Source organism: Paraburkholderia sp., from assembly GCF_049581445.1.
In the GTDB taxonomy this organism is placed as follows: Bacteria; Pseudomonadota; Gammaproteobacteria; order Burkholderiales; family Burkholderiaceae; genus Paraburkholderia.
This window is the reverse complement of sequence record NZ_JBAURZ010000339.1, coordinates 33,620-44,966: the sequence shown is the minus strand read 5'-3', so window position 1 is coordinate 44,966 and position 11,347 is coordinate 33,620. Positions and strand designations below refer to the sequence as shown.

At 60.9% G+C, this 11,347-nt stretch carries 11 protein-coding genes; 7 read left to right on the top strand and 4 right to left on the bottom strand.

The features are described from left to right. Positions 1-856 (top strand): thioredoxin fold domain-containing protein (locus WCA85_RS28190; protein ID WP_424068151.1); only part of this gene is annotated, 856 nt, incomplete at its 5' end. A gap of 94 nt (positions 857-950) precedes the next feature. Here WCA85_RS28190 and hemB read toward each other — a convergent pair. Together hemB and yihA are read right to left on the bottom strand one after the other, a co-directional pair. After that, positions 951-1,949: a porphobilinogen synthase gene (hemB, locus tag WCA85_RS28185; protein ID WP_424068150.1), complete on the bottom strand. Its 999-nt coding sequence runs from the start codon at positions 1,947-1,949 to the stop codon at positions 951-953. Between the two features lie 260 nt (positions 1,950-2,209). Further along, positions 2,210-2,863 carry a ribosome biogenesis GTP-binding protein YihA/YsxC gene (yihA, locus tag WCA85_RS28180; RefSeq protein WP_424068149.1) on the bottom strand — a complete coding sequence of 218 codons (654 nt, stop codon included), beginning with the start codon at positions 2,861-2,863 and terminating at the stop codon, positions 2,210-2,212. A gap of 205 nt (positions 2,864-3,068) precedes the next feature. Between yihA and WCA85_RS28175 the strand changes: the two genes are divergently transcribed. The 5 genes from WCA85_RS28175 to msrQ all read left to right on the top strand — a co-directional run bounded on the left by WCA85_RS28175 (position 3,069) and on the right by msrQ (position 9,141). Beyond that, positions 3,069-3,722, top strand: a complete 654-nt coding sequence (locus tag WCA85_RS28175; protein WP_424068148.1) for a c-type cytochrome — start codon at positions 3,069-3,071, stop codon at positions 3,720-3,722. Positions 3,723-3,849: 127 nt separating this feature from the next. Further along, entirely contained in the window at positions 3,850-6,057 is a 2,208-nt protein-coding gene (locus tag WCA85_RS28170) for a cytochrome c biogenesis protein ResB (RefSeq protein WP_424068147.1), read from the top strand. 4 nt (positions 6,058-6,061) lie between these two features. Continuing rightward, complete coding sequence (gene ccsB, locus WCA85_RS28165; RefSeq protein ID WP_424068146.1) at positions 6,062-7,276, top strand: c-type cytochrome biogenesis protein CcsB; 1,215 nt, start codon at positions 6,062-6,064, stop codon at positions 7,274-7,276. Between the two features lie 164 nt (positions 7,277-7,440). After that, entirely contained in the window at positions 7,441-8,436 is a 996-nt protein-coding gene (gene msrP, locus WCA85_RS28160; RefSeq protein WP_424068145.1) for a protein-methionine-sulfoxide reductase catalytic subunit MsrP, read from the top strand. A gap of 12 nt (positions 8,437-8,448) precedes the next feature. Continuing rightward, positions 8,449-9,141 (top strand): protein-methionine-sulfoxide reductase heme-binding subunit MsrQ, encoded by a 693-nt coding sequence (msrQ, locus tag WCA85_RS28155; protein ID WP_424068144.1) that lies wholly within the window; start codon positions 8,449-8,451, stop codon positions 9,139-9,141. Positions 9,142-9,282: 141 nt separating this feature from the next. Here the strand turns inward: msrQ and lysA are convergent, their stop codons facing one another. After that, positions 9,283-10,545 (bottom strand): diaminopimelate decarboxylase, encoded by a 1,263-nt coding sequence (gene lysA / locus WCA85_RS28150; protein ID WP_424068143.1) that lies wholly within the window; start codon positions 10,543-10,545, stop codon positions 9,283-9,285. A gap of 9 nt (positions 10,546-10,554) precedes the next feature. Continuing rightward, the gene (lptM, locus tag WCA85_RS28145; RefSeq protein ID WP_424068156.1) at positions 10,555-10,881 is read right to left on the bottom strand and encodes an LPS translocon maturation chaperone LptM; all 327 of its coding nucleotides are present in this window, start codon (positions 10,879-10,881) and stop codon (positions 10,555-10,557) included. A gap of 53 nt (positions 10,882-10,934) precedes the next feature. Between lptM and cyaY the strand changes: the two genes are divergently transcribed. Beyond that, on the top strand, positions 10,935-11,252 hold the full coding sequence (gene cyaY, locus WCA85_RS28140; protein WP_424068142.1) for an iron donor protein CyaY: 318 nt from the start codon (positions 10,935-10,937) through the stop codon (positions 11,250-11,252). Positions 11,253-11,347: the final 95 nt, after the last annotated feature.

Sequence of the window (11,347 nt, the reverse complement as noted above, 5' to 3'; positions counted from 1 at the left end):
GCTTTTTGCCATCCTGGCGTTTGTCGCTCACACGGGCAACGCGGTACTTGGTGGGGCCGCCCTGTTCTCGATGGGGATCGGCCTCGGCGTTCCGCTGCTGATCATCGGCTTGGGCGCGGGCACGCTGCTGCCGCGCGCGGGCGTCTGGATGGACGGCGTGAAGGTTTTCTTCGGGGTGGTGCTTCTCGCGGCCGCGCTCTGGATCGTCTGGCCGGTGCTTGGCGTGGCAGTGCAGATGTTGCTGAGCGCACTATGGCTCCTGATCGCGGCTGCGTCGCTGGGACTCTTCTCGCCGGCCACGGCTGCCGGCTCGATCTGGCGTCGGCTCGGGCGTGGCCTTGGCGTTGCGCTGACCGTATGGGCGGCTGTGCTGCTGGTTGGTCTTGCGGCCGGCTCGTCTGACCCGCTCAAGCCCCTCGCCGTGTTGGCCGCACGAGGTGGCTCAGCAGAAGCGCCCGGCACGCCAACGGCTTCGACGGCTCCTACGGCGAACGACCTCACCTTCGCCCAGGTACGCTCATCCGAGGAGCTTGATCAGGCGGTCAAGACGGCTGCGCAGCCCGCCATGCTGGATTTCTATGCGGACTGGTGCGTCAGTTGCAAGGAGATGGAGAAATTCACCTTCAGCGATCCGCGCGTGCATGCCCGCCTGCAGCAACTCAATCTGCTGCGCGCCGACGTGACCGCCAACAACAAGGATGATCAGGCGTTGCTGAAGCGTTTCAACCTGTTCGGGCCGCCGGGCATTATCTTCTTCAATCAGAGTGGCGCGGAAGTGCTGCGTGTCGTGGGCTACGAGTCCGCTGACACCTTCCTGCGCAGTCTCGACCGTCTCGCCACACCGCCGCAGTCGTAAAAAAAACGGAGGCGCTCAGGCAGCGCCTCCGTTCGTATCGAGCCAACAGAGTCAATCAGATACCGTAACTGCCTCCCGTTCGGGCTGTTTGCGGTTACTTCTGCGCGCGCAAGATCCGGGCGGCGTCCAGCGCAAAGTACGTCAGCACCCCGTCAGCGCCCGCTCGCTTAAACGCGAGGAGGGATTCCATCATGGCCTTGTCGTGATCCAGCCAGCCGTTTTGCGCGGCCGCTTTCAGCATCGCGTACTCGCCGCTCACCTGATACACATAGGTCGGAAAACGGAACTCGTCTTTCACGCGCCGCAGGATGTCGAGGTATGGCATGCCGGGCTTGACCATCACCATGTCCGCGCCTTCTTCGATGTCCGCACGTACCTCGCGCAGCGCCTCGTCGGAATTGGACGGGTCAATCTGATAGGTCATCTTGTTGCCCTTGCCGAGGTTTGCCGCGGAACCGACGGCATCGCGGAACGGACCGTAGAACGCCGACGCGAACTTGGCCGAGTAAGCCATGATGCGCGTATGGATGTGATCCTCGCTTTCAAGCATCTCGCGGATCGCGCCAATGCGCCCGTCCATCATGTCCGAAGGCGCGACGATATCCACGCCAGCCTCGGCCTGCGCACGCGCCTGCTCGACGAGGATCTCAACGGTTGCGTCATTGATCACGTAGCCCGCTTCATCAAGCACGCCGTCTTGGCCGTGACTGGTGTACGGATCGAGCGCGACGTCGGTGAGCACGCCCAGATCCGGAAAGCGCTTCTTCAGTTCGCGCACGGCGCGCGGGATCAGCCCAGCGTCATTGATCGCTTCGCGCCCGTCGGGCGTTTTCAGCGAAGGCTCGATCACCGGGAATAGCGACAGCACCGGTACGCCCAGCTCAACGCATTGCTCGGCTACGGCCATCAGCAGATCGACCGATACGCGCTCGACACCGGGCATCGAAGGCACGGCTTGCCGGACGTTGTTGCCTTCGATGACGAACACCGGATAGATCAGGTCGTTGGTGGTGAGAATGTTTTCTCGCATGAGACGGCGCGAGAAGTCGTCGCGGCGCATGCGGCGCGGACGGTAGTGTGGGTAGAAGCTCATATCGAATGTCGTGGAAATAGTGGAGATGTCAAAAAACGCCCGCCTCCGCCTAGCGAAAACTCTTTTCAAGACAATGGTATATCATGACGATCGAGCAAGGCGCTTCGCGCTGACCTCCCCGCTTCTCCTCCCTGAGCGGGTGCCTGTCGTTTTTTCGATTAGGCTGTTTGGCCCGCCGTCAGTAGCGGCGGGTTTTTTTATGGACGCTCGAAAATGGGGCCGGGCAGGTTCCGCTCGGCACCCAAATCCTCCCCGCAAGCCTATTCGGCAGCAGCCGAATCATCCGTGGCGGCGGGAATCAGCCAGCTCTCGATCAGTTCGTGGGCCTCGTCCAGCCCGACACGTTTAAGCGCCGAAAACAGCTGCACAGTCAGTTCGCCCTGGTAGCCAGCGGTACGGTATTCGGCCAGCCCCTTCTGCGTCGCCCGCAAGGCGTTGATGCTCTCCTGCCGCGTCAATTTGTCGCACTTCGTCAGCAAGGTGTGGATAGGCTTGCCGGTCGGCGCGAACCACTCAATCATCGTGCGGTCCAGGTCGGTGAGCGGGCGGCGCGAATCCATCATCAGAATCATGCCGCGCAGTTGCGAGCGTGATTGCAGGTAGCTCGACAGCAGCGCCTCCCAATGCGCCTTGGCCGCGCCGGGCACTTCCGCATAGCCATAGCCCGGCAGATCGACCAGATGTGCGACGGGCTCATCAGCAGGACCGACCGAGAAATAGTTGATGTGCTGTGTGCGTCCCGGCGTCTTACTGGCGAATGCCAGACGTTTCTGGTTGCACAGAAGATTGATCGCAGTCGACTTGCCCGCGTTCGAACGCCCGGCAAACGCGATTTCAGGTTGCGCAGTGGCCGGCAAATCACGCAGGTGATTGACGGTCGTATAAAAACGGGCTTGATGGAGCAGGAAGGACATGGGGAGAACCAGGATGTGAGACGCCGGGGAACCCGGGCTGGGGACGGGTCAAGCCCGACTGGCGCCTAAGCGATTAGCGAGTTATTGTACAATACGATGGTTTACTGAAAACCTGAGGGGCCAGCGCGCGTGCCTCCGCGGTAAATCAGTCGCCGTCGTATTTTGCAGAACCTCTAATTCCCACAAGACGAAACAGGGTGTGCGAATGAATCGACTGTGCAAAGCTCTGATGGTGTTCCAAGTAGCGGCAAGTCTTTCAGGTTTAGCAGTTCAGGCGCGAGCAGCAGATCCGGCAAAACCGGACGTCAATCGGGGGCAGGCCATAGCGGCTCAGGTTTGCGCGTCATGTCACGGTGCCGACGGCAACAGCGCAGGCGGGGCCTATCCCAAGCTGGCGGGCCAGCATCCCGAGTATCTCGTCAAGCAGTTGATGGATTTCAAAACGCAGCCCGGCGCCAAGCAGCCCGCGCGCAATAATGCGATTATGGCTGGTATGGCTGCGGCGCTGTCCGACCAGGACATGGTCAACGTAGCCGCGTATTTCGCCGCGCAAACGCCGAAACCTGGCTACGCTCACAACAAGAACACTGTGCCGCTGGGCGAGAAGATTTATCGCGGCGGCGTGGCCGAGCGGGCCGTTCCGGCGTGTGCGAGTTGTCACGGTCCCACCGGTCAGGGCATCCCTGTCCAGTATCCGCGTTTGTCTGGTCAGTGGGCGGAGTACACGGTGACGGAACTCAATGCGTTCACCCAAGGCCCGGGGGCACGCAATAATAGCGATGTGATGCATACCATCGCGTCGCGGCTGTCGGATAGTGAAATCAAGGCTGTCGCCGATTACATCGCGGGCTTACATTAGGAAGTCCGCACGCAAGTGCAACCGGCCCGTCGAGGCCGGTGAAAAACAAGAAAAGGGTGATGGCGTCGTGCGCTTCGAGCGTCAGCGACGACCGTTCACCCTTTTTTGCTGTTCAGTCGGAGTGTGAATGAGCGTCACCACGTCGGAAATCGAAGTGAAGTCGGCCCAACGGCCCGTGCGTCGTAGCATCGAATTGCTAAGTTCGATGCGCTTTGCGATTTCATTGCTGGTGATCCTGGCTATCGCCAGCATCATCGGCACCGTTCTCACTCAGGACGACCCGTATCCCAACTATGTCAATCAGTTCGGCCCGTTCTGGGCCGATATCTTCCGCTCGCTGAGCCTGTACACGGTTTATAGCGCGTGGTGGTTCATGCTGATCCTGTGTTTTCTGATGGTGTCGGTGTCGCTGTGCGTGATCCGCAACGCGCCGAAAATGATCGCCGACATAAAGAGCTGGAAGGACAAGGTCCGCGAGTCCAGCTTGCGCGCGTTTCACCATAAGGGCGAGTTTGCGGTCCGCGGCACGCGGGCAGACGCGGCAGCCTTGCTCACTAAACTGTCGGGCCGGCTCGGCTACAAATTCGTCACCCGTGAGTCGAATGGCGCGACGCTGATCGCCGCCAAACGCGGTACGCTGACCAAGCTCGGCTACATCTCCGCTCACCTGGCAATCGTCATTATTTGTCTGGGTGGCCTGCTCGACAGCAATCTGCCTATCAAGCTGCAGATGTGGATGTTCAACAAGACGCCGCTCAACAGCAACACCGTGATCAGCGACATTCCCCCCGAACACCGCCTGTCGGAGTCGAACCCGACCTTCCGCGGCTACGCCTGGGTGCCTGAAGGTGAGCACGTTTCGACGGCGATCCTGAACCAGCCGACCGGCTCGCTGATTCAGGACCTGCCGTTCTCGATCCAGTTGAACAAGTTCATCGTCGACTATTATTCGACCGGCATGCCGAAGCTGTTCGCGAGCGATATCGTTGTGATCGATCACAAGACGGGCGCGCGTATCCCGGCGCGGGTCGAGGTGAACAAACCGTTTGAGTACGACGGTGTTTCGATTTACCAGTCGAGCTTCCAGGACGGCGGATCGCAGATGCAGATGACCGCCTTCCCCATGACGGGTGACACCGCGAAAACGGCGCCGTTCGCCGGCACCATCGGCAATAACGTGCCGTTGGGCAAGGCGGTTCCGGGCGCGGATGGGCAGACCATCGAATTCGCCGATTTTCGCGCCATCAATGTCGAAAACATCTCGAACGGCAGCGGCGCCAACGACGCGCGCGGCGTTGCCCATCAGACGCTCAAGGAAGCCTTCGACGAGCGCCTTGGCTCTGGCGCGAAGAGCTCCAAGCCGCTGGATCTGCACAACGTGGGCCCGTCGGTGCAGTACAAGGTGCGCAACAAGGATGGTCAGGCGCGCGAGTACAACAACTACATGCTGCCGGTGGACGTGGGCGGCGAGAAGATGTTCCTCGCCGGCATGCGCGTCAATCCGGACGATCCATTCCGTTATCTGCGCATCCCAGCAGACCAGGGCGGCACGGTCAACGAATGGATGAACCTGCGCGCGACGCTTGAAAACCCAGCCATGCGTGCCGCTGCCGCTCACCGTTTTGCACTGCGTTCAGTACCCGCTTCCAACGCCGATTTGCAGCGTCATCTGGAAGAGAGCGCTCTACGTGTGCTGACCCTCTTTGCTGGCGGCGATAGCAGCGTCGGCTCGGTGCAGGGCGGTCAGAATATTGGCGGCTTCCAGGCGATTGCGGCGTTTATCGACCGCTCGGTGCCCAAGGGCGAGCAGGAAAAGGCGGCCGCGCTTTTGCTGCGTATGCTGGAAGGATCGACGTGGGATTTGTGGCAACTGGCCCGGGAACAGGCCGGTGAACCGGACGCGACGGCGACGGCCGACACGAGTCTCTTCATTCAAAGTTCGATCAACGCGATATCTGACAGCTTTTTGTATGGTTCGCCGGTCTATTTACACCTCGACTCATTCAAGCAGGTGCAAGCTTCGGTATTTCAGTTGACGCGCGCGCCGGGCAAAAAAGTCGTGTATCTTGGCAGCCTGCTCCTCGTATTGGGCATCTTCTCGATGTTCTACGTCCGCGAACGGCGTCTCTGGTTCTGGATCAAAGATACCGATCACGGTACGAACGTCGTGATGGCCATGTCGAGCGCACGCAAGACGCTCGACTTCGACAAGGAGTTCATGCAAACGCGCGACGCTGTCGGCGCCGCGCTGGGCGCCCGACCCACTGACGCAGCCGACCACGCCAGCACCTCGGGTGCAGCACCGTCCGCAGGCTCACAAGATTCGACCCGGTAAGATCATGGACTTGACTCAGGTTTCCTCATCCCCGTCACGCGGCAATACGCCGTCCAAGAATGCGCCGGCCGGTCCCGCGCCGTATCCGGGATTGCTTGACGAGCGTCCCTTCCTGAGGCGACTCGGCCTGTTCGACTGGCTGTTCGCTCTGGCAATGGTGGCGGGTGCGGGTTTCGCGCTGTGGCGCTATCACCCGTTCATGAACTACTACGACAAACTGGTGCTGGTGTGCGCAGTGCCGGTGTTCGTCACGCTCGGCTGGCGCTGGAAACCGGTGCGTTTGCTGATCCCATGTATCGCGGTGCTGTCGCTATTCGCCATTCAGGTTTATCAAGGTGACCTGACGCGCGCGGACAGCACGTTCTTCCTCAAGTATTTCCTGTCGAGCCAGTCTGCGATCCTCTGGATGAGCGCGCTCTTCGTGCTGGCCACGTTTTTTTACTGGATCGGCCTGCTGTCGCGCTCGCCCACGGGCGCCGCGATCGGCTCGAAGATGACGTGGGCCGCCGTGCTGATGGGCTTCGTCGGGATGATGGTGCGTTGGTATGAGTCGTACCTGATCGGTGCGGACGTGGGTCATATTCCCATCTCGAACCTGTATGAAGTGTTCGTGCTGTTCTGCCTGATCACTTCGCTCTTCTACCTGTACTACGAGCAGCACTACAACACCCGCGCGCTGGGCGCGTTTGTGTTGCTGGTGATCAGCGCCGCGGTTGGCTTCCTGATGTGGTACTCGATCTCGCGCGATGCGCAACAGATCCAGCCACTGGTGCCGGCGCTGCAAAGCTGGTGGATGAAGATTCACGTCCCGGCGAATTTCATCGGCTATGGCAGTTTTGCGCTTTCCGCGATGGTCGGCGTTGCGTATCTGGTGAAGGAACACGGCATGCTGGTTGATCGTCTGCCGGCGCTTGATGTGCTCGACGACCTGATGTACAAGTCGATCGCGGTCGGCTTCGCGTTCTTCACCATTGCTACGATCCTCGGCGCGCTGTGGGCGGCGCAGGCGTGGGGCGGCTACTGGAGCTGGGACCCGAAGGAAACCTGGGCGCTGATCGTGTGGCTAAATTACGCCGCCTGGCTGCACATGCGGCTGATGAAGGGACTGCGCGGCGCCGTCGCTGCGTGGTGGGCGCTGACAGGCCTGCTGGTGACGACTTTCGCGTTTCTCGGCGTCAACATGTTCCTCTCCGGGCTGCATAGCTACGGGAAGCTGTAAGATCTGCCGTCTTGAACCGACTAAGAACCGCCGAGTGCTGCGCACCGGCGGTTTTTTCATTGTGGCGGAATATCCGTGCATCCAGTGTGTTCGTCAGAACAGTACCTATGGATGCGTAGTCGAACGGTCATCAACCTGGCCCGCGGGGCCGGCAGGAGTTGCATATGTGGATCAAGCGACCCGACAGGGCGGCGCTGCAAGGCGACGACATCGCTCACAGCGAGATCACACCCCAACGGGTGTACCAAAGCCGCCGGCGAGTGCTGCAGGCCATTGGCGCGGCTACGGCAGGCAGTCTGATTGGCGTGAGCGGAGAGGCGCTCGCTGAGTATTCTTCGCCGGACGCAAAGGGTAAGAAGCTGGCGGCGAAAACCAATCCGAAGTTTGTTGCGGTGGACAAGGTTACGCCTTACAAAGACATTACCACCTACAACAACTTCTACGAGTTCGGTACCGACAAGAGCGATCCCGCGCAGAACGCGGGAACCTTGCGCCCCCACCCTTGGCGCGTGAGCGTTGAAGGAGAGGTGAAGAACGCCAAGGTGTATGACATCGACGATCTGCTCAAACTGGCGCCGCTCGAAGAGCGTATCTACCGGCATCGCTGCGTGGAAGGCTGGTCGATGGTGATGCCGTGGATCGGGTTTCCGCTGTCGGAACTCATCAAGCGCGCTGAGCCGACCGGCAACGCTAAATACGTGCAGTTCATCACGCTCGCGGATCCCTCGCAGATGCCCGGTCTTGCGACGCCGATCCTCGACTGGCCGTACTCCGAAGGATTGCGGATGGACGAAGCGATGAATCCACTCACGTTGCTGACCATGGGCCTCTACGGAGAAGTGTTGCCCAATCAGAACGGTGCGCCGATCCGTATCATCGTGCCTTGGAAGTACGGCTTCAAGAGCGGTAAATCGCTGGTGAAAATCCGCTTTGTGGAAAAGCAGCCCTCTACCAGTTGGAACACGTACGCGCCGACCGAATACGGCTTTTATTCGAACGTAAATCCGAACGTCGACCATCCGCGCTGGAGTCAGGCAACCGAGCGGCGCATCGGCGAGGATGGGTTCTTCACGCCGAAGCGCAAGACGCTAATGTTCAACGGGTATGGCGACCAGGTGGCGTCGCTTTATCAGGGCATGGACCTGAAAAAGAACTTCTGATGGGAAACGGCGATGGCCTCTGAAACGCAAACTCCATCCGACACCGCCGTGCGCCGTATGCCGCCGCCGGCGAAGCGCTCCGCCGCGACAGGTGCGCGCTGGGTGGTGCCGGCGAAGATCGCGGTGTTTGTGGCGGCATGGTATCCGCTCGCGCGGATCGTGTTCTTCGGCTTGACCGACCGGCTGGGCGCCAATCCCATTGAATTAATCACGCGCTCGACGGGATTGTGGACGCTCGTGTTCCTGTGCATCACGCTGGCCGTGACGCCGCTGCGCCGGCTGACCGGTGTGGCCGCGCTTGTCCGCTTCAGGCGCATGCTTGGTCTTTACACGTTCTTCTACGCCACGCTGCACTTCACCACGTATCTCTGGTTCGACAAGTGGTTCGACGTGGCCGCGATCTTGAAGGACATCGGCAAACGGCCGTTCATCATGGTCGGCTTCGCGGCTTTCGTCCTCCTGATCGTGCTCGCGATCACCTCGCCGCGGGCAATGGTGCGCAAGCTCGGGCGGCGCTGGCAGACCTTGCATCGCGCCATCTACGCGATTGGGGCGCTGGCGATCCTGCACTTCTGGTGGATGAAGGCGGGCAAGCATGATCTGTTGCTGCCGAAGATCTACGGCGCGATCATGGTGGCGCTGTTGGGATGGCGCTTGCTGGTCTGGTTGCGTGAGCGGTTTGCGATGGCTCGTAAAAAGCGGTGACCGCACGCTGCACTGGCGTCACCGTCCGCACCGGCGGAGACTGCTTTATCCGAGAACAAAATCCGAGAACAAAAAAGGCGACGCCGCATTACCGGCATCGCCTTTTACCTGGAGGGCGCAGCGCGAACGGCGCTACCCGCGTCAATCCGGCAGAACGGCTTCGCCAGCGAACAACTGCTTGACCTCTTCGCGAGCGCGCACCACGTGCACCTTACCGCCGTCCACCATAACTTCCGCGGCGCGCGGGCGTGTGTTGTAGTTCGAGCTCATCACGAAGCCGTACGCGCCGGCCGAGCGCAGCGCGATCAGATCGCCCGGTTCGACAGCCAGCAGGCGTTCACGTCCCAGCCAGTCGCCGCTTTCGCAGACCGGACCGACCACGTCGTAAACGTGAGCCGGCACATCGCGCTTCACTACGGGTTCAATCGCGTGATAGGCCTCGTACATGGCGGGTCGTGCGAGATCGTTCATGGCTGCATCGACGATCGCAAAATTCTTCTCGGCGCCGGGCTTCAGAAACTCGACGCGTGTGAGCAGGATGCCCGCATTGCCGACCAGCGAACGCCCCGGCTCGAAATACACCTCTCGATGCCCGTGACCGCGCGCTTCAATGCGATCGAGCACGGTACGGACGAACTCGCCAATCTCAGGCGGCGTCTCGTCGTCATACGTGATGCCTAAGCCGCCACCGACGTCGATGTGACGAATCTTCAGGCCGTCTGCTTCAATCTGGTCAATCAGTTCGAGCAGTTTGTCCACGGCGTCCAGATACGGCGCGACTTCGGTAATCTGCGAGCCGATATGGCAATCGATGCCGACCACGTCGAGATGCGTCATTGCGGCAGCGGCGCGATATGTGGCACGTGCTTCATCGAACGCGATGCCGAATTTGTTCGACTTCAGGCCCGTGGAAATGTATGGGTGCGTTTTCGCGTCCACGTCCGGATTCACTCGCAGCGAGACCGGAGCCGTCTTGCCCACCGACGCCGCCACCGTATTCAGACGGTCGAGTTCGGGAATCGATTCGACGTTAAAGCCTTTCACGCCGGCCAGGAGCGCCTCGCGCATTTCCTCGGCGCTTTTGCCCACGCCGGAAAAGACGACGTTCTCGGCTTTGCCGCCAGCGGCAAGTACGCGGGCCAGTTCACCGCCCGAAACGATATCGAAGCCCGCGCCTAGACGCGCAAACACGTTAAGCACCGCGAGATTGCTGTTTGCCTTGACGGCCACGTGGACGCTGGCACGGCGTCCGGCGCACGCGCCGGCATATGCTTGCCATGCGTCGGTCAGTGCGGCACGCGAATAGACGTACAGCGGAGTGCCGAACTGTTCGGCCAGCGAGACGGCGGACACGCCTTCAGCGTGCAATACGCCGTCGACATAGGCAAATGCGGATCGAGTCATGCGAAAGTCTTATTGATCGGGTGTGCTGCTGGAGGCAGGCAGTTGCGGCGCCGATGCAGCGGCGTCCGGTGCGGTATGCAGTTCGGTTTCCGGCGACAGCGACAACGGCGTGCCTGACGTATCGGGTATCGTCCCCTCAGGCGCCTGGGCAGTGGTTTTTGCGGCGTCAGGAGACGGAGCGAGGGTTTCGTCAGTGGGTTTGGCGGGCAGCGGCGGCACGGTTGGCAGGTAGAGCGCGCCGCGCTGACCGCAGCCAGCTAGCGCACAACCTGCGAGAATGACCAATGCCGCTACAATCGCCCGGGGCGCCCTTGGGCGGAGCGCTCTCGAGCGCATCCGAGAAACGACTCGCATGACTGTCCCTGAATAAATAATCGTTGGAGTTTAGCATGTCCGATAGCGAATACCTGACCCGCGCCGAGGCTGCGCTCGCGGCCATTGAGCGTGCCATCGACTACACCGAAGCCGACATCGAATTCGAGCGAAGCGGCAATGTTTTGACGCTTGAATTCGAGAATGGCACGAAGATCATCGTCAATCTGCAGCCGCCCATGCGCGAGATCTGGATCGCCGCGAAAGCGGGCGGTTTCCATTTCCGCTACACCGACGACGCGTGGCGCGATACGCGTAACGGCACCGAGTTTTTTGCTGCGTTGTCGGACTATGCGACGCAACAAGCCGGCGAGCCGGTTCACTTCGAGCCGTAAGCACTGGCGGTCAAAGCTGACGCCTCGGTTGATTTGCGGTGGCGCCTGAGCGGGTGGAGAAACCCGCCACGGGTGGCCGCCGGCACGGCCGTCCG